We start from the raw sequence: 18,782 nt of genomic DNA on the forward strand, positions 1-18,782 counted from the left end.
GCTTATACAAAAATAGCGATTATACCTTGGAACAAGCCTATTATGCCACCTAATACAAATCCTAGTAATGTGATTAATTTCAACTCTTTGTTTGAAATTTCTATTACTAACTTTTCAAGATATGACAATTCGAAGCGATCAATTTGTTCTTTAATCAATTCTGCTAATTTCATTCTTTCTAGAATTAAACTAATATTATCTCCAACTTTTTGAATCATATAGTCAATAAATCTTTCTGTACCTTTACCTTCCATATATTCAAATAAACTTGGTACAAGTTCAAATAATGGTGTGTTTAAATATTTATGCACATTAACAGATTCAGTTATTTCATCAGCGATAAGAACTTTTGCTTTATCTTTCCTTCCAAGTGTAACAACTTCATCTAATGATTTTGACATCCACTTTTCATATTGTGTTTGTACTTGTAAATCAATCATATTATGAATTTTTTCTTGCTTAATTACATTTCTCAGTTCTTTTCGAACCTTATATACAATGTCTTCAGTAGTCATAAACATTTGAATCATGCCCACCATTTTTCCTTTTTGTTCGAAAAATTCTTCTACCATTGTATATATATCATTTTTGCCTTTATCAGATGCTAAATAAATATCAATTTTCGATAATATCTCAGGTGTAACACGATTCACTTGTCGACTTAAATCCTCATATATTTCTTCAGGGATTAAACTATGAATTGCATCTTTTTGATGAATTTCATAATATTTATCCACTTTTTGTTCTATTGTATTTTTTAAAGTTTCATTTAATTTTTCTTCCAATGGATAATCAATTCTATTTATAAAATCTTGTGGTGTGTAGTTTTTTTCTTTTAATGTTTTAAATTGAACTTTAATTGTATCTTCAAGAACACTTTTAGTATTAGGGTTAACAAGTTTTTCTTTAAATACTTCCGGAGTCAATAAATGGTTTGTTACCATCTGACCTACTTTTTCCGATAATTCATTTCTTCTTTTTGGAATAAGTCCTGGAGTAAATGGTAGTTTATAACCAAAAATTTTCTTTTCATGGTATGGATGAAATAACATTTTAATAGCGACAAAGTTAGTAAAGCCACCAATAATTGAACCTATTATCACCATTCCTATTATTGTTAATATAGTTGTCATATCTGTTCTCCTTTAAAAAAAGCTACTTCTTTAGAATAATCTAAGAAGTAGCTTTTCACAAATATTAAACAAATAATGATTGAGTTTTACGTAAGAAATATGTTTCTGCTTCACGTTTCTTCGCAGTACCAAATATTGGTTGACGTTCGTCATTTAAAACTCTATACAAATCTGTTTTTTTATTAGATTGTAAAATGTAGCCTGATTTTGCATCAATAGTAGTCCAATAAATATCACTCGTATTATCATGGTTTGGATATGCACAATGATGACGAGAAATAATTTGAATTACCTCTAGAGGGTCACAACCAAATGTTGTGTTTAAAACGTCTGAATCTCTGAATAATGCACAGATAGATACACAAGTTGTCCAGTTTGGTAATACACGTTCTTTTTCTATTTGTACTAAAGTTTTTTTAGATAATCCTACTGTATTCGCCATTGTATCTTGAGTGTAACCTGCCTCAATACGAACCATTTTAAATTTTGTTTGAATTATCGTTGTAAAAGTTTGTTTATCCATCAATAACTACCTTTCTATTTAAATTCTATTATTAATTTATTATATTATGTTGCAAAAATACACGATTTTTTCGAGCACAAGTATCATCATAATACATTTTGCATAAAAATAAAAGAGATAAATTGATTTTTTATCAATTTATCTCTTTAATACGTTGAAATGTTAATTTTTCGCCAATTTTGACTTTTCTCTCTCAGAAAGAATTAATGCACATGCTGCATCACCTGTAATATTTACTGATGTACGTGTCATGTCTAATAATCTATCTATACCGATAATCATACCGATTGCGGCTGGGTTTATACCGATTGATGTTAAAATCATAGCTAACATCACTAATCCCACCCCAGGTACACCAGCTGTACCAATAGATGCTATAACAGCTATTATAACTACAGTAACCATTTGCATTACTGTCAAGTCTATTCCAGATACTTGAGCAATGAATATTGTAGCTACACCTTGCATTATGGCTGTCCCATCCATGTTGATTGTTGCACCAAGTGGTTGAACAAATGAACTAACTTCCTTTCTAACTCCCATATCTTTTGTACATTCTAGAGAGATAGGCAACGTTGCATTTGAACTAGATGAACTAAATCCTACAGCAATTGCTGGTAAGAACTTTTTAAAGAACCATAAAGGATTTTTTCCTGCTAAGAATTTGACTGCTCCACCATAAACAACAAAGAAATGGATGAATAAAGCCAACAATACAATGACGAAGTACATACCTAGTTGCTTGATAGCTCCAAAACCGGCATTCGTGAATGCCGTTGCAACTAGACCAAATGTACCTATTGGAGCAAATACATTCATAATCATTGTAACGATATACATGAGTATATCATTGGTCTGTTCGAGAAAAGTCCTGACGACTTCAATTTTATTACCTAATGCTATCATTCCTATACCAATGAAAATCGCAAATGTGATAATTGGTAACATATCTTGTTCAACCATAGACTGCATTGGATTTTTAGGGAATAAATTAATGAGCGTTTGATCGAATGTTTGATTTTCTGGTGCTTCAGCATCCCCAGATTTAGCTTTCTGTTCAGCTCCATATTTCTTAACTTCGTCACTATTTAATAAGTCTCCTTGGCCAGCACCTGGTTTAAATACAAGTGCTAAAGCCATTGCGATAATTATTGCAATAGCTGTTGTTGTTAAGAAAAAGATAACGGTCTTTAAACCAATACCACCAAGCAGCTTAGGATCACCGACACCTACAACACCTAATACGATAGAAACAAACACTACTGGAACTACTAACATGAATATTAGATTCAGAAATATTTGCCCTAGTACATTAAATACATACTGATTAGTATTTTGAACAAAACTATTACCTTCGAAAATATTAAATATAGATCCCACTGCTATACCTAATATTAACGCTATAACAATCTTTAAAGTTAAATTCTTTTTTACTTTCATATTTATACTACCCCCAATTGTTAGCGTAAAATAATTTCTCCATGTCATTATTATATAGTAAGCGCTTTCTTTTTGTAAGACTTATTTAAAATTTTATACAAAAAAATGAGTTAATATCAAAATTTTGATATTAACTCATTGAAATAATCAAGTATTTAATTGATTAATTGGTGTTCCATAGCGTAAACAGCAGCTTGAGTTCTATCTGAAACTTTAAGCTTATTTAATATATGGCTAACATGGGTTTTTATCGTTTTTTCAGATACAAAAAGTGTTTCTGCTATTTCTTTATTAGTTTTCCCTTTTACCATCTCTTTTAGTACTTCTATTTCCCTCTTTGATAATTTATTAGCTCTGTGTGGTTTTTGTTCACTTTCAGAGATAACAGATTGAACTTTAGGGTGAATTTTTCGTTCACCTTTTAATACGTCTCTTATTGTTTGTATCAGTGCTTCTGGTTCTACATCTTTTATTTCATATCCATCCGCTCCTTTATCAAGCGCGGATATGACATGTTCTTCATCAAGAAAGCTCGTTAAAACTAATACTTTTACGTTTGGATATTTTTTCTTTAGAATACCAGTTATTTCAATACCGTTCATCTCAGGCATTACTAAATCTAGCAATATGATATCTGGTTGTTCATTTTCTTCTAAATAATCTAACAATAATTTTCCAGTTGGAAAATCTGCTACGATATTAAAATCTTTTACTGTATCAATCAAAAATCTTAATCCTTGTCTTACTATATGGTGGTCATCCACTAATATTACTTGATAATTCATTTTTACAACCCCTAATCACATTTAAAGTGGTATTGTTAATTCTATTTTGGTACCTTTATTTGTACTAGAACTGACTTCTATATGTCCTTTCATAACTTGTGCACGCTGTTTCATATTTCTTAAACCATTAGAAACTGTTTTTTCTGTTTTACTACTTTCAAATCCTATGCCTTCATCTATAATAACCACTTTAAATTGTAATTTGTTTTGTTCCATATAAATGTTGGCATGATGTGTTCCAGAGTGTTTCTTAATATTATTTAATGATTCTTGAATAATGCGATAAACATTCTCTTCTATTGTATTCGGTAAGTCAATTAAACCTTCAACTTCAAATTCAGATTCAACGTGAATAAATTGACTGTATTGTTTAATTGCAGAAATAAGACCGTTTTCTAGACCAACAGGTTTTAATTGCCAAATTAAAGCCCTCATTTCATTTACCGCACTTTGACTTGTTTCTTCAATTGTTTGGAATGCTTTTTTAGCCTCTTCGTGATCTGTGATACCTTTAGCAGCATGAGCTGTAATCTTTAAAGAAAATAACATTTGATTTACTGAGTCATGTAAGTCTCTCGCTAATCTGTTTCTTTCATTTATTCTTGCAGCTTCTTTTTCTTGATCTGTTAATATAATCCTTTTGATTGCTGAACCTATTTGAAAAGCTACTGATTCTAATAATTCTAAGTCTTCTTCAGAATATCTTTTTGTTTCTGGCGTAGCAATGTTTAATAAGCCAAATTGTTCATTTCCTGATCTTAAAGGCACTGTAGCGTGATGAGTAATACCATCTGTTTTATCATGATGTTCTCTAGTTGCCTTAACAATTCTAGAACAATTAATAATATTAGAGGCTTTTGTTAATTTTTTATTATGATAAGCTGTGACACACCAACACGTACCTTCAGTCATATATTGACAATCATTATGTGTTAAAGCAGGCGGTAATGCTTCTTCTGCAACTAATTCATGACGTCCTTCTTCATCAATGAAAAAAATCCACCCTGTATGAAAATTACTTCCATTCACTAATTTTTTAAGAGCACCATGCATCATACTATACATTTCTGTTTCTTCATTTAAAAACTCTGCAATTTCTTTCAATAAACTTGTACGTGTCGGTTTCTCCATTTACATCACCTTTATCATCATTGGTTATACACCTATTATACATACCATCTCTTTATCATTTAAATGTTTAAATTAAGCGGTAAAGATACTTCTTATGTAATTTTCTTGTTATACTAATTATAACTTAAATTTAGTTATAACATCATTTTTCCGATTTTAAGCTAAATATTCTTGGAGGATATCATGAAAATAATAATACCATCGAAATACGAAGGACAAACAATAGAAGAAATGTTTAAATCTTTGCAATTACCTAAGAAAGAATTACATTTATTGAGAATGTCTAAAGAAATAACACTTAATAACGAACCAAGCACGTTGCGTAGTCATGTGTCAAAAGGAGATAAACTTCATATTCCTGTCTTAAATGAAACAAGTCAGTATGTATCAAGCTATCGTCTTGCTGAAGTTAAATATGAAGATGAATATTTTGCAATCGTTGTAAAACCTAAAGGCGTTAAAACTCATCCTAACGATTTACAAGAAGCAAATACTTTAATGAACCATGCTATTTATACTATAGATTCTGATTATGTAGAGCCCGTGCACAGATTAGATCAGGAAACAGTTGGGTTATTACTAGTAGCAAAACATCCTATTGCTAAAAAAATATTGGATCGTATGCTAGAAGATAGACAAATTACGCGTACTTATAAAGCACAAGTAGATAGTTTATTGCCTTTGAAACCACAAACAATCGATATGCCTATCGGTAAAGATAAGTTTCACCCTAATAAACGTCGTGTATCACCTACTGGTCAGCGCGCTGTAACACATATTCTTGAAAGTCATATGCTTGATGAGCACACAGCAGAAGTCGAACTAAAATTAGACACAGGTAGAACACACCAGATCCGTGTACACTTAGCAGAGATTGGTCATCCAGTAGTTGGAGATCCACTTTATAACAATAGTAAACTGAGACAATTGAAACTGCACAGTTACAAAATTGAATTTGAACATCCATTTAAAGATGAATTCGTTTCAGTTACGCTTGAAGATTAAAATATAAAATGAATTAGGGAGTGGGACAGAAATCTCATTTTATTAAAAAGATTTCGTAGTCCCACCCCGACAAGGATGACTAGGTATGAAAAAAGCTTGATATAAGCGCATTTTCATACCAGTCAGCTACTGCCAATACAAAAAGAGAGTCTGGGACAATTATTTTATGTCCCAGACTCTAATTATATGTTTTCAAGGATACATTACTTATAATTATTTATCTTTTAAACCTTCGTTTGAATTTATTAAATAAATTAGATTTTTTACTTCTTATTGGTTTTCCTATTTTAATTTCACTTTGCTGTAATTGTTTAGCCTTAAGAATTGCTTCTTCCATCAATATTTGTTGAGAACTAGCTTGTTTGTTTCCAGCATCATTGTAATGATACTTTCCATTTGAATCTTGGATCCTTCCCTTCAGTCCATCATCAAGTTGTAAATTCAAATAGTCTTTTAATCTTTTAACGATGCTTTCATCTAAAATTGGAAATAAAATTTCAACTCGTTTTATCATATTTCTTGTCATCATATCTGCTGATGATAAGTACATTTTTTCTTCACCGTTATGATAAAAATAATATATTCTAGAATGTTCTAGATATCTCCCCACAATGCTAATTACTTCTATATTTTCACTTACACCTTGTATACCTGGCTTTAAACAACAGATACCACGAATTATCAGTTTAATTTTCACGCCATTTTGAGAAGCTTCAAATAATTTCTTTATGACCTTTTTATCTGTTAAAGAATTCATCTTAGCAATAATAAGTCCATTACCATGTTCTTTATGAGCTTCAATTTCTTGATCTATGTGATCAACAAATACATCTCTTATTTCAAATGGCGCTACAATCAGCTCATTATAATTTGGCTTTAATGAATAACCACTTAAATAATTAAAGAAATTAATCGCATCTTCTCCTATATCTGGATTAGTAGTAATGATGCCCATGTCTGTATATAATTTTGCAGTTTTATCATTATAGTTACCTGTTCCTAAATGTACAAACGGCATAACTTTACCGTTAACACGCTTTATCACGAGAGTAATTTTACTATGTGTCTTTAAAAATGTCATTCCATAAATAACATTACAACCTGCATCTTCTAGCATTTTAGCCCACTGCACATTATTTTCTTCGTCAAACCTTGCTTTTAATTCTACTAATACAGTAACCTGTTTACCATTTTCCGCAGCATTTTTCAACGCTTGAATAATAGGTGAATCACTACTTACACGGTAAAGTGTTTGTTTAATGGCAAGTGTATCAGGGTCTTCAGAAGCTTCTTTAATAAACTCTACAATTGGTTTAAATGATTCGTATGGGTGATGGAAGAATATATCTTTTTCTAATGCTAACTCATATATATTATTTTTATTTAAAGACGCAGGAATTTGAGGCGTATGTGGTTTGAATAATTCATTCGGTAACAAATCCTCCAATTGACTAACTAACGAAAATAAAACAGTTAAATCTACAGGCCCATTTACCCTGTATATATCATGATTATCTATTTCAAACTCATTCATGAGAAATATACTTTTTACTTCAGAATCAATATGTCTACTGTCAATTTCTAATCGGACAGCCACACCACTTTTTCTTTCTTTTAAAAATCTTTCAATTTCAATAAGTAAATCTTCAGCACCATCTTCATGTATCGTTAAATCTGCATTTCTTGTAACTCTAAAAGTATAAGTATTAATGACTTCATAACCATTGAATAATTGTTCGATGAATAAAGAAATCACATCTTCAAGAAATACAATATATTTTTTACCTTCGTGTTCAAGTTTAATAATTCTGTCCAATAGAACTGGAACGGGTACAATTGCTGATCTGATTTCTCCATCATCTAGTTTTATATCCACAAATAAATTAAGCATTTTATTATTTAATTTGGGTAATGGTCTATATGCATCAATGCCTAATGGTGATAAAGTTGGCAGTATTTCTGAGTTGAATTGAGCGTGTAATTGTTTAATTAGAATTTCTGGTAACCTTTCTGGTTGAGTAATATAAATATTATAAGTTTTTAATTTTTCTTTTAATTCATTAAATCTTTTATATTGCAAATCGACATTGATTCTATTTTTTTCTTCAATACAAATAAGTTGTTCTTTAGGTGTTAATTGCGCTTTGTTCTCAGGTTCATTAAAGTTCATTTTAATTTGGTCTTTTAACCCGGCCACTCTTACCATAAAGAACTCATCTAAATTAGAACTGTGAATTGCTATAAATTTTAATTGTTCAAGTAATGGATTATTAGAATCAAATGCTTCTTCAAGAACACGGTAATTAAAGTCTAACCAACTAAGTTCTCTGTTATTATAGTATTTTGAATTATCTAGATTATATTGTTTAGCTTGTTCTCCCATAATTACCACACCCTTTACAAATTTGCATCGTTTAAAAAGTTAGTACTGTTCTATTAAAACGTATAAACATTAATCTTGAGTAAATTTTATATTAAGTTTTTTTGGTAATAATTTTTCTATATGTTTCTTCTGTCTTTCAGATTGATATTGCTCCGCTATTGGATCTGTTACATATTGTACTTCTAGTACATATTCATCTTTAGATTCTGTCAATGTTAATGAATCAACACAGTCTGTATTTGATACATTAAGTGCATGAGCAAATTTAATTAAACCGCCTAGCTTCTGTATTTGATCTATCTCATTAGTTTTGAACCAATTAGTTTCTTTTGCATAAAATTTTAATAAAGTTTTATTTTTAAAACTTGCTAATAAAGCTAATTTCACTCTCTCTTTATGTGACAATCCATTGATACTACTATTTGCGATTATATAATATGTGTGTTGAGAACTGGAATCTGCATCAATAAATGAACCTAAATAGTATAAATAAGCAGCATCTTTAAATAATGATTTATCACTTTCAGAAATAGTAATATCGTTTATTTCCATTACTTTATTTAGTAGAGTTTCTGCAAGTTTTACCCGTTGTCGTCCATTAGAAGGATTAATATTGTACTCATTTGCTAAATATTTAAGTGCATCAGTGGCCACATTATCTTTATTAAAAGCTTTGGAAAAATCTTCTTTTAATATGGTCATAACAAGTCCTTCTCTTAAACCTTTTCTAGAGAAACTAAATTCTGTTGCATCTACAACCTCGAATAATGTATTAAATACAATTGAACTTGGCATAATAATATCTACTCTATCTCTACTTAATCCATCTAAATCTTTCAAATCGTTTTTGTCTGATTTTTTCAATACATCAAACACTTCTTCTAAACCTTTTTTATTCATGTCATAACCATGAACACCTGCTATCGGATAATTGTGTAAAGATTGATGAATTCTCGCATTATTTCGTGCAGAACCACCGATACCTATAATTGGTAATTCTTTATTTTTAATCCATTTTTCTGATTCAAATTGATCTTTAACATATTTTTCACATTTTTTTATAGCGTTCTTATCGTTATGATTTTTTCCTTCAAAGAACATTTTTTGTAGCGTTACAACTCCAAATGGGAAACTTACTGCATTCATTAGTTTTTTATTTTCAAAATGTGTAATTTCTGTTGAACCACCACCGATATCTACGGTGATTCCATTTTGAATATTAAGCGTATGAGTAGCTGCAAAGAAACCATAAAATGCTTCATCTTCATCAGGAATGACTTCTATATCTAAACCTGTTTTAGTTTTTACTTTTTCTTTAATTTCATTTAAATTATTCGATTGTCTAACAGCTGCAGTGGCTGCAGGCACTAATTCATCTACATTGAACTTCATAGCAACTTTTTTGAAACTATATAATGTTTCACTTAATATTTCGATACCTTCTTCAGTCATAACTTTATCTTCTGTTAAATATTGACTTAATCTAGCTGGGGTTTTAATGTTTTGTAATTCATTTAATCCTGTTTCATCTGAACATTCAAATATAACGAGTCTAATAGTATTTGAACCGATGTCAATTAAACCTATTCTCTTCATATATACCTCCGAGTGTATCTTTTGATATGCAAAAAGGTGCCTATAGCACCTTTTTGACTTCTTTATATTTCTAATAGCTGCTATTATTCTTTAGAGCTTATCATGTCTTCTGGTTTGATCCATTCATCAAATTGTTCTTCTGTTAATAGACCAGACTGTACTGCAGATTCTTTCAATGTTAAACCATTTTTATGAGCGTTTTTAGCTATTGAAGCTGCATTTTCATATCCAATATGTGGATTTAAAGCAGTAACTAACATTAATGATTGATTTAAATATTTATCAATATTTTCATCAATAGGCTCAATACCTATTGCACAGTTATCATTGAATGTTTCCATACCATCTGCTAATAAATAAATTGATTGTAATGTATTGTATAATATTACAGGTTTGAATACGTTTAATTCAAAATTACCTTGTGATGCTGCTATTCCAACCGTAGTATCGTTACCCATTACCTGAACTGATACCATTGTTAGCATTTCACATTGCGTTGGGTTTACTTTACCCGGCATAATTGAAGATCCAGGTTCGTTTTCAGGAATTGAAATTTCCGCTAGACCTGCTCTAGGACCTGAAGATAACCATCTTACATCATTCGCTATCTTCATTAAATCACTAGCTAATGCTTTAAGTGCACCATGTACATAAACAACTTCATCATGAGCTGTTAAAGCATGGAATTTATTTTCAGAAGAAACAAATGGATAACCTAATTGTTCAGCAATTTGTTTCGCAACTTTATCTCCAAATTCAGGATGAGCATTTATACCAGTACCTACTGCTGTACCGCCTATTGCTAAGTTAAGTAGCTGACCTTTAGATTCATTTAATAAAGATTCACATTTATCCAACATGTATCTCCAACCGCTTACTTCTTGTCCTAAAGTTAATGGTGTCGCATCTTGAAGATGCGTTCTACCTATTTTAATAATGTCTTTGAAAGAAGTTTCTTTCTCTTTAAATGTATCTCTTAACTTACTTAATGCAGGTAATAATTTTGATTCTATTTCATGATATAATGACACATGCATCGCAGTTGGATATGTATCATTCGAACTTTGAGACATGTTGACGTGATCATTTGGATGTACACTTTCCTCTGAACCTTTTTCTTCTAAATAGTTGTTTGCAACGTAACTAACAACTTCGTTAACGTTCATATTACTTTGTGTACCACTACCTGTTTGCCATACAACTAATGGAAAATGTTCATCTAAGTTACCTTTTAAAATTTCATCAGTAGCATATACGATAGCATCTTTCTTATCATCTGATAGCTTACCTAGTTCATGATTAGCAATAGCTGCCGCTCTTTTCAAATGAGCGAATCCGTATATTACTTCAATTGGCATTTGTTCCTTACCAACTGGGAAATTTTGTTTACTTCTTTGTGTTTGCGCTTTCCAAAACTTGTCACTCGGTACTTTTATTTCACCAAAAGTATCATGTTCAATTCTGTAATCCATTTACATTACTCCCCTTTATTACATGTTTAAATCAATTTAACTTCACCTTTATTATAGCCTATAAATATAATGAATAAAACTGTTAGTAGTCTGATAATTCAAATTTGTAAACAATATACAATCGTAAAAGTGCATAATTCAATTTTTTACAAATAAAGATTTTGATATTTGATATTTTTTAAATAAAAAAAGAATTTACGCACTAAGTTCTCATGCATAAATCCTTTTTTGAAAATGTTTGAAGATATATCAACACTAAATTATTTTTCTTCTTCTTTTTCTTCGTCATTTTGTTCAGAGATTTGTTCCATCTCTTTACCTAGTTCTTTGACGTCTTCTAAATCTTGAACCATTTCATTTTCTTCTTCATTTTCATTATGATCAATGTGTTTATCCAAATTGTTCACCTTCTTACGAAAATTGAATTGAGAAGTAAGATCTTACATCTTCAGGTAGACCTTGCGCCGCTTCATTATCTAGTACAACAGTAACCATTCTATGTTGTTTTAATTTTGCTGAATCAACAGAACCATTAGCAGGTTCTTCATATAATTGTTTTACTGCTTTAGCTTTTTCTTTACCCGTAACAAGTAATACGACTTCGCGAGCAGGATGTATCGAAGAATCATAATCTAAACCGATTCTACTATCGTCAGTTAATGTTAAAACATTTAACATTAATTTATTTTTCTTCTTATCAGTATTTACTTTATCTTTAATCACTGATTCAACATCGCCACCAACATCAGTTTTTATGACTTGCTTACTAGGAACACCTAATTCAGTGTAATAGTCTTCTTTACCGTCAAAATCTAAAACATGAATTTGACTAAAATTAACTGGACTCTTTTTTACATTATCGAATAACTCATCAAAAAATGTTGTGTTTTCGTCATTTAGATGTACGCCTACTACTGATGTACTGTCACCATTAAATTGTTTACGTACAATATCAGCGGCATAACGTGCAGCTATACTTTTTGTTTCGAATACTTTAAAATTTAAAGCCATTTTCTCCACTCCTCATTTCAACTTATCTATTATCATGTCAATAATCATTGTTCATTATCTATAATATACCCTTTTTTAATCGTTGTTAAAACATTTATTTCTGAATCAACTATAACAAGGTCTGCTTGTTTACCTTTTTTGATTGAACCTAGCCTATCTTCTACGTTTAATCGTATAGCTTGATTTAAACTAGTTGTTCTCCAAGCTTCTTCTAACGGGATATTTGCGTAGTTCATCAAATTTTTCAATCCTTTATTCATGAGTAAAATACTTCCAGCTAATGAACCATTTTCTAATCGCGCCTCATGATCTTTCACGTGAACATTTTGTCCACCTAAATCATATTCTCCATCTTTCATACCTTTTGCTCTCATTGCATCAGTAATCACGCAGAAATTTTTGTTGCCTTTCGATAAATAAGCTAATTTAACGGACGCTGGATGTGAATGTACACCGTCTACAATAACTTCTGTCGTTAACCTTTCATCTGTCAATGCAGCTCCAAAAACGCCCGGCTCTCTGTGAGTAAATGTAGTTTGAGCATTATATAAATGAGTAATATGCTGTAAGCCATTATCAACTGCTTCTTCTATACCATCATAATCCGTAATCGTATGACCAGCAGAAAAAATCACTTTATCATTAAGTGCCTGTATTGTTTCTTTAGCACCTTCTACTTCCGGAGCTATTGTTATAATTTTTATTTTATCTTTAGCTACTGATTGAAATGCTTCAAACTTTGCAACTGAAGGTCTTGCTACATATTTAGGATTTTGCGCACCAACTTTATGCTCAGAAATAAATGGACCTTCTAAATGTACTCCTAATATTTCTGCGCGTTTATCATCTAAAGGCTTATACTCTGCTACATTTTGTAACGCTTTATTAATTGCTTCTGATGATTGTGTCATTGTAGTCGCTAAGAAACTTGTTGTTCCTTCTGATAAAAGATTTTCAGATAGTATATTCAATGTTTCCGGTGTTGCATCCATTGCATCCTGACCATATCCCCCGTGTATATGTATGTCAATAAAGCCTGGAATAATATGTTGACCATTTACATCAACAACTTCTAAATTGCCGCTATATGAACCTTCTTGTATATCTTGTATATATCCATCCTGTATTTCAATATAACCATTTTCTATTTTTCCTTGTTCAGTATAAATTACTGCATTATCTAAAATATAATGTCCCATTTTAAAGTCTCCTTAAAAATTATATTTAAATATTCACCTAATTCGTATATAATAAAGATAACATAACATTACTGGGGGGCTAATTAAATGAATACATTACTAATCTGCATGGTTGGTGTAGCGTTTCTTACTTCAATGTTAACAGCTGGTCGTGATTCTAAAGACTATGGACTTAAAGAAGAAGATTTAAACAAAGAGCTTGAATCTTTAAAACAAAATAATCAATAACTGAGACCCCTACGGCCTCAGTTTTTTTATTTTAAATTTGGATAATCTTGTTGTCTTAATGCTTCATAAATTAATATAGCTGCTGTATTAGATAGATTTAAAGCTCTTACATTATCATTCATAGGTATTCTTAAAGCTGTTTCTTTATACTTTTCTTTAACCCAATCAGGTAAACCACTTGTTTCTCTACCAAACACAAAGTAATGATCTTCATCAGTATTGCTGTAATCAAAATCAGTATGCGGCTGTGTACCGAATTTAGTTAATAAATAATAGTGACCACCTTCTGTTTTTTCAAAAAACTCTTCAATGCTATCGTAATAAGTGATGTTAACGAATTTCCAATAATCTAATCCTGCTCTTCTCAACATCTTATCGTCAGTGCTAAATCCTAATGGTTTAATTAAATGTAAATGTGTGTCTGTAGCAGCACAACTACGTGCAATGTTTCCTGTATTAGCTGGTATTTCTGGTTGATATAAAACTACGTGGTTCGTCATAATTTATTGTCTCCTCATTTCTAATCCTTTAATCATTTCTTCTTGTACTTCTTCAATTTCATGTTCATAATGCGACATGATAAAGGTTCTTGCCTCTTCCCCTTGAATTTGGCCAATCGCCCAATAAGCAGTAGCTCTAATCATTGGTCTAGGGTCTGTTAAAGCAACATCTTTCAATTCAGGTATAGCACTTTCCTCGTTAAAATGTGCCAATGCAACAATCGCATTTCTTTGAATAGGCTTTTTACCTCTCCATGCACCAGCTAAATGTCCATAAGTATTTTTAAATTCTTTATTAGACATCTTTAATAACGGTACTAATCTCGGCTTCAAAATTTCAGGTTCTAGCACGATATCATCATGTTGAGTGTTTATACCTCTATTTCTTGGGCACACTTGTTGGCATGTATCGCAGCCATAAAGACGATTTCCTATCTTATATCGATACTCGTCTTTTAAGTATCCTTTAGTCTGTGTTAAGAAGCTTATACATTTTTGACTGTTTAATTGACCATTACCTACTAGTGCACCTGTAGGACATCTGTCTACACATATATTACAATCTCCGCAACTATCTATCACTGGATCATCGGGTTTAAACGGAATGCTCACAAGCATTTCTCCTAAATAAGTCCAAGTCCCTAAATCCTCATTAATTATGAAACCATTTTTACCTGCAAAACCAAGTCCCGCTCTTTCAGCAACAGCTCTGTCAGATAATACACCTGTATCTACCATTGATTGGATTTCAACATCTGGTACTTTTTCTTTTAAAAATTCTCCAAGTTTATCTAATCGATTTCTCATAATTGTATGATAGTCTTGTCCCCAAGAAGCTCTCGCAAACATACCTCTTCTATCACCGCGCACACTTTTTGGAGCGCCTTTTAATTTGTTAGGATAACCTACTGCGATAGCGATAATCGAGCGTGCTGAAGGCAGTGATAATTTTGGTTCTGTTCTTAAAGCTATATCACTTTCTTCAAACCCAGAAGCATAACCTTTGTTATGGTAATCTGCTAGTTTCTTTTTTAACTCATCAAAAGGATCTGCAGTTGTAAACCCAATGCTATCTATTCCTATTGAATGCGCATAATCTATCACTTCTTGTTTTAATTGATCTAAATTCAAATTTACTCACCTCACTATCAAACATGCCTATATATTTTAACATATTTAATTCTTAAAAATTGCATATCTTTTAATGAAACAAAATTAAAAATAAGTCCGAGACAAATATTTGTGTCTTGGACTTATTTTAGCATTTATTTTTAATTTTTTTGTAGTAAATAACTTAAGAAATAATTGTAGTACCGATTGAATTTGAATTAGAACTATTTATTAAAGCGTGTTTAACTGTGCCTGGAATAATTTTAACACTACTACATCCATCTTTAATAGCCGATACAGCACCACTCACCTTTGGTATCATGCCTCCATATATTTCAGTGGTTTCAATATAAGTATTAATTTCTTGTATGCTTAATTCAGATTTAACTTCATCCTCTATTAATACACCAGGAATATCACTTACTAAAAATAAATCTGCATTCATTTCGCTCGCTATTTTATATGCTAAACTATCTGCATTAATATTATATTTTTGACCATTTTCATGATTAATACCAATTGGTGCTATTACAGGTATAGCTAACTTACATATATCTGCTAAAACTGGTTTGTTTACTGAGAGACATTCTGCAACGTATCCATACTTTTCATTTATAGGTTCAATCTCAAATAAGTTAAGATCTATTCCGTTTAATCCGATAGCTAATGTTTCTTTACGGTTCACTTGATGTACAATTTTTGGATTGACTTCACCTATCAATGTATTTACAGTTTGAAGCAAAGTTTGTTCATCAGTAACACGTAAACCATCTAAAAACTTACTTTCAACCCCTAATCTATTGAGCTGTTTTTTAATAAATGGTCCTCCACCATGAACAATAATAGGTGTATAATTATCTTTTCTTAAAGCATGTATATCTTCTATAATCGTATCGCAAAGGTCACTTAATATGCTACCGCCTATTTTAATTACTGCATACTTCATTTTAAAAACTCCTTATTAGGTGCTATATAAAGCATTAATACGCACATATTCGTATGATAAATCACAACCAAATGCTGTAGATTTAAATAAGCCGTTACCAACTTTAGCTTTAATAACAATAGTGTCCTGTTCCATATTTGCTTTAAGGTCTAATGCATCGAATGGAACTGGCATACCTTGTTTCACAATCAAATGATCACAAAGCCACACGTCCACATTATTTGGAGAAATTGTATTGTCTGCATATCCAATTGCTGTTACAAATCTTCCGAAATTAGGGTCGCCACCATGAATAGCTGTTTTAACTAAACTAGAGCCAACGATTGTTTTGGCTATAGCATTATTTTTTTCTTTTGAAATTGCACCTTCAACTTCAACTTTTATTAGTTTTGTAGCACCTTCACCATCTTGGGCGATGCTTTTTGCAAGATGCTCACAAACATAGCGAACCGCTTCAACAAATTTATGCCATTCAGGATGTTCTTTTGTTAACTGTTGTTTACCTACCATTCCATTAGCTAGAAGTAACACCATATCGTTTGTACTCGTGTCACCATCTACAGTAATCATGTTAAAGGTATCATCTACTGTAGGCTTTAATATGTCCTCTAAATCCTCAGCTTGTACGTTAGCATCTGTCGTCATAAACCCTAACATTGTCGCCATATTAGGATTTATCATCCCTGAACCTTTACTAGATCCACCTACAGTTATAACTTCACCATCTATAGTTACTTGAACAGCGATATGCTTCGTTTCCTTATCAGTTGTTAAAATAGATTCATTAAAATCTTTAGAACAAGTTGCACCTTCAATATCTATATGTTCAACGCCATATTTAATTTTATCCATAGGTAAAAATTCTCCGATTAAACCTGTAGATGCAACAGCTATTTCATGTTCTGGAAGTTGAAGTTTTTCAGAAATCCATTTTTTTGTTTGTATTGCATCCCTTAAACCACGTTCACCTGTACAAGCGTTAGCTATTGCTGAGTTAATAACCACTGCTGATAATTGTTTTGAAACATTTAAACTTGCTTGTGTAACTTGTAAAGGCGCAGCTTTAAACGCATTTTGAGTATATACTGCTGCGCATTGAGCAGGATTTGATGAATATAACCAACCAAAATCTTTCTTTGCTCGACGTAATCCAACATGTATTCCACCTGCTGTGTAACCATTAGGAGATGCGACATCCCCGTCTTGCAAAATCGTTATTTCAGAGTCTATAACTTGCTTAGTTTCTTCAATCATCAAATTCCTCCACTCTATGGGTATATTGGTAATAAATCTAAACCTTCCATCTCATCTAAGTTATATAGCTTATTTAAATTTTGAATTGCTTGTCCACTAGCACCTTTTACAAGGTTATCAATTACTGAAACAATAATAGCTTTATTTCGTTTTTCATCTACATAAATTCCTATATCACAATAGTTACTCCCAAGAACTTCTTTAGTTTTTGGAAAATCTCCTAAATCTCTAATCCTTACAAAAGGCTTATCTTTATACATATCTTTGTATAAAGCATGTAGACTTTCTTCTGTGTAATCTTTTGTTAAATCAATATAAATGGTTGATAATATACCTCTTGTCATTGGCACAAGGTGTGGTGTGAAAATAACATTGACTTCGGTATTAGAAAGATTCGTGAGATATTGTTCTATCTCTGGTATATGTTTATGTCCACCTAATTTATAGGCTGATAAATTTTCATTCATTTCACCATAATGAACATTTTGACTTAAACTTCGTCCAGCTCCTGATACACCAGTCTTTGCATCAATAATAATAGAATCAAGTTTAATTAACTCATCAGTTATCAGCGGATGTAATGCTAATAAAATAGATGTAGGAAAACAACCGGGGTTTGCGATAATTTGGTTATTTTCATTTATCTCTGACCATTCGGGTAAACTGTAAAATGCTTGATTCAATATGGATTGTTTGGCTGGTTGTTCTCCATAAAATGATTTATATACATTTGGATCTTTTAATCTAAAATCACCTGATAAATCAATTACTTTAATGTCTCTTTCGATTAAGTCAGGGATAAAATGTTTACTAACATTTGAGGGAGTTGCAAAAAATATTAAATCACATTGTACCTCTTTTACATCTAGGCTTGAGAATTCTGCCTGAATACTGTTTTGTAAATGAGGATACGTGTTTTTTATCGCTTCTCCTGATTTAGAATGTGAAAATATATATTTAATTTCAACTTCTTTATGTTGATTTAATAATCTAATTAATTCCACTGCTCCGTATCCACTTCCGCCGACAATTCCAACTTCAATCATTACGACACCTCTTTTTTATA

At 31.3% G+C, this 18,782-nt stretch carries 18 protein-coding genes; 2 read left to right on the plus strand and 16 right to left on the minus strand.

The window, feature by feature from the left end:
- Positions 1-2: 2 nt before the first annotated feature.
- The 5 genes from ACO6VN_RS08555 to ACO6VN_RS08575 form a co-directional block, all read right to left on the minus strand.
- Complete coding sequence (locus tag ACO6VN_RS08555; protein ID WP_422404478.1) at positions 3-1,133, minus strand: DUF445 domain-containing protein; 1,131 nt, start codon at positions 1,131-1,133, stop codon at positions 3-5.
- 64 nt (positions 1,134-1,197) lie between these two features.
- Positions 1,198-1,656, minus strand: a complete 459-nt coding sequence (xdrA, locus tag ACO6VN_RS08560; RefSeq protein ID WP_016999946.1) for an XRE family transcriptional regulator XdrA — start codon at positions 1,654-1,656, stop codon at positions 1,198-1,200.
- A gap of 162 nt (positions 1,657-1,818) precedes the next feature.
- A complete protein-coding gene (locus ACO6VN_RS08565) occupies positions 1,819-3,096 on the minus strand; it encodes a dicarboxylate/amino acid:cation symporter (RefSeq protein WP_064211358.1) in 1,278 nt (425 codons plus the stop codon).
- A 155-nt stretch (positions 3,097-3,251) separates the two neighbouring features.
- The gene (locus ACO6VN_RS08570; protein WP_016999947.1) at positions 3,252-3,881 is read right to left on the minus strand and encodes a response regulator; all 630 of its coding nucleotides are present in this window, start codon (positions 3,879-3,881) and stop codon (positions 3,252-3,254) included.
- A 21-nt stretch (positions 3,882-3,902) separates the two neighbouring features.
- Complete coding sequence (locus ACO6VN_RS08575) at positions 3,903-5,012, minus strand: GAF domain-containing sensor histidine kinase (RefSeq protein WP_016999948.1); 1,110 nt, start codon at positions 5,010-5,012, stop codon at positions 3,903-3,905.
- A 183-nt stretch (positions 5,013-5,195) separates the two neighbouring features.
- On the opposite strand from ACO6VN_RS08575, the gene ACO6VN_RS08580 reads away from it, so the two are divergent.
- Positions 5,196-6,017: an RluA family pseudouridine synthase gene (locus ACO6VN_RS08580; protein WP_016999949.1), complete on the plus strand. Its 822-nt coding sequence runs from the start codon at positions 5,196-5,198 to the stop codon at positions 6,015-6,017.
- 217 nt (positions 6,018-6,234) lie between these two features.
- Here ACO6VN_RS08580 and ACO6VN_RS08585 read toward each other — a convergent pair whose 3' ends face one another.
- The 6 genes from ACO6VN_RS08585 to nagA all read right to left on the minus strand — a co-directional run bounded on the left by ACO6VN_RS08585 (position 6,235) and on the right by nagA (position 13,678).
- Positions 6,235-8,400 carry an RNA degradosome polyphosphate kinase gene (locus tag ACO6VN_RS08585; RefSeq protein WP_016999963.1) on the minus strand — a complete coding sequence of 722 codons (2,166 nt, stop codon included), beginning with the start codon at positions 8,398-8,400 and terminating at the stop codon, positions 6,235-6,237.
- A 69-nt stretch (positions 8,401-8,469) separates the two neighbouring features.
- A complete protein-coding gene (locus ACO6VN_RS08590) occupies positions 8,470-9,996 on the minus strand; it encodes a Ppx/GppA family phosphatase (protein WP_103269529.1) in 1,527 nt (508 codons plus the stop codon).
- An 83-nt stretch (positions 9,997-10,079) separates the two neighbouring features.
- Positions 10,080-11,468, minus strand: coding sequence for a class II fumarate hydratase (gene fumC / locus ACO6VN_RS08595; protein WP_194201409.1), 1,389 nt, complete (start codon positions 11,466-11,468; stop codon positions 10,080-10,082).
- Positions 11,469-11,728: 260 nt separating this feature from the next.
- Positions 11,729-11,866, minus strand: coding sequence for an SAS053 family DNA gyrase inhibitor (locus ACO6VN_RS08600; protein WP_016999961.1), 138 nt, complete (start codon positions 11,864-11,866; stop codon positions 11,729-11,731).
- A 13-nt stretch (positions 11,867-11,879) separates the two neighbouring features.
- Positions 11,880-12,479 (minus strand): 6-phosphogluconolactonase, encoded by a 600-nt coding sequence (locus tag ACO6VN_RS08605; RefSeq protein ID WP_016999960.1) that lies wholly within the window; start codon positions 12,477-12,479, stop codon positions 11,880-11,882.
- A 44-nt stretch (positions 12,480-12,523) separates the two neighbouring features.
- Positions 12,524-13,678: an N-acetylglucosamine-6-phosphate deacetylase gene (gene nagA, locus ACO6VN_RS08610; RefSeq protein ID WP_016999959.1), complete on the minus strand. Its 1,155-nt coding sequence runs from the start codon at positions 13,676-13,678 to the stop codon at positions 12,524-12,526.
- 87 nt (positions 13,679-13,765) lie between these two features.
- Here nagA and ACO6VN_RS08615 point away from each other — a divergent pair, with 87 nt between their 5' ends.
- Positions 13,766-13,906, plus strand: coding sequence for a hypothetical protein (locus tag ACO6VN_RS08615; RefSeq protein ID WP_016999958.1), 141 nt, complete (start codon positions 13,766-13,768; stop codon positions 13,904-13,906).
- Between the two features lie 26 nt (positions 13,907-13,932).
- Here the strand turns inward: ACO6VN_RS08615 and trmL are convergent, their stop codons facing one another.
- From trmL to argC, 5 genes are all read right to left on the minus strand, one after another.
- Positions 13,933-14,406 carry a tRNA (uridine(34)/cytosine(34)/5-carboxymethylaminomethyluridine(34)-2'-O)-methyltransferase TrmL gene (gene trmL, locus ACO6VN_RS08620; protein WP_016999957.1) on the minus strand — a complete coding sequence of 158 codons (474 nt, stop codon included), beginning with the start codon at positions 14,404-14,406 and terminating at the stop codon, positions 13,933-13,935.
- 3 nt (positions 14,407-14,409) lie between these two features.
- Positions 14,410-15,537, minus strand: a complete 1,128-nt coding sequence (gene queG / locus ACO6VN_RS08625) for a tRNA epoxyqueuosine(34) reductase QueG (RefSeq protein WP_016999956.1) — start codon at positions 15,535-15,537, stop codon at positions 14,410-14,412.
- A 163-nt stretch (positions 15,538-15,700) separates the two neighbouring features.
- Entirely contained in the window at positions 15,701-16,462 is a 762-nt protein-coding gene (gene argB / locus ACO6VN_RS08630) for an acetylglutamate kinase (protein ID WP_016999955.1), read from the minus strand.
- A 15-nt stretch (positions 16,463-16,477) separates the two neighbouring features.
- Entirely contained in the window at positions 16,478-17,716 is a 1,239-nt protein-coding gene (gene argJ / locus ACO6VN_RS08635; RefSeq protein ID WP_064205110.1) for a bifunctional glutamate N-acetyltransferase/amino-acid acetyltransferase ArgJ, read from the minus strand.
- 14 nt (positions 17,717-17,730) lie between these two features.
- Positions 17,731-18,762, minus strand: coding sequence for an N-acetyl-gamma-glutamyl-phosphate reductase (gene argC, locus ACO6VN_RS08640; protein WP_422404479.1), 1,032 nt, complete (start codon positions 18,760-18,762; stop codon positions 17,731-17,733).
- Between the last annotated feature and the right edge of the window lie 20 nt (positions 18,763-18,782).

The organism is Mammaliicoccus sp. JADD-157 (assembly GCF_049310805.1).
Lineage (GTDB): Bacteria > Bacillota > Bacilli > Staphylococcales > Staphylococcaceae > Mammaliicoccus > Mammaliicoccus lentus.

Bases quoted from the DNA above. Each gene is read 5' to 3' on its own strand.
- ACO6VN_RS08555 (WP_422404478.1), bottom strand. From the start codon at position 1,133: ATGACAACTATATTAACAATAATAGGAATGGTGATAATAGGTTCAATT.
- xdrA (WP_016999946.1), bottom strand. From the start codon at position 1,656: ATGGATAAACAAACTTTTACAACGATAATTCAAACAAAATTTAAAATG.
- ACO6VN_RS08565 (WP_064211358.1), bottom strand. From the start codon at position 3,096: ATGAAAGTAAAAAAGAATTTAACTTTAAAGATTGTTATAGCGTTAATA.
- ACO6VN_RS08570 (WP_016999947.1), bottom strand. From the start codon at position 3,881: ATGAATTATCAAGTAATATTAGTGGATGACCACCATATAGTAAGACAA.
- ACO6VN_RS08575 (WP_016999948.1), bottom strand. From the start codon at position 5,012: ATGGAGAAACCGACACGTACAAGTTTATTGAAAGAAATTGCAGAGTTT.
- ACO6VN_RS08580 (WP_016999949.1), top strand. From the start codon at position 5,196: ATGAAAATAATAATACCATCGAAATACGAAGGACAAACAATAGAAGAA.
- ACO6VN_RS08585 (WP_016999963.1), bottom strand. From the start codon at position 8,400: ATGGGAGAACAAGCTAAACAATATAATCTAGATAATTCAAAATACTAT.
- ACO6VN_RS08590 (WP_103269529.1), bottom strand. From the start codon at position 9,996: ATGAAGAGAATAGGTTTAATTGACATCGGTTCAAATACTATTAGACTC.
- fumC (WP_194201409.1), bottom strand. From the start codon at position 11,468: ATGGATTACAGAATTGAACATGATACTTTTGGTGAAATAAAAGTACCG.
- ACO6VN_RS08605 (WP_016999960.1), bottom strand. From the start codon at position 12,479: ATGGCTTTAAATTTTAAAGTATTCGAAACAAAAAGTATAGCTGCACGT.
- nagA (WP_016999959.1), bottom strand. From the start codon at position 13,678: ATGGGACATTATATTTTAGATAATGCAGTAATTTATACTGAACAAGGA.
- ACO6VN_RS08615 (WP_016999958.1), top strand. From the start codon at position 13,766: ATGAATACATTACTAATCTGCATGGTTGGTGTAGCGTTTCTTACTTCA.
- trmL (WP_016999957.1), bottom strand. From the start codon at position 14,406: ATGACGAACCACGTAGTTTTATATCAACCAGAAATACCAGCTAATACA.
- argB (WP_016999955.1), bottom strand. From the start codon at position 16,462: ATGAAGTATGCAGTAATTAAAATAGGCGGTAGCATATTAAGTGACCTT.
- argJ (WP_064205110.1), bottom strand. From the start codon at position 17,716: ATGATTGAAGAAACTAAGCAAGTTATAGACTCTGAAATAACGATTTTG.
- argC (WP_422404479.1), bottom strand. From the start codon at position 18,762: ATGATTGAAGTTGGAATTGTCGGCGGAAGTGGATACGGAGCAGTGGAA.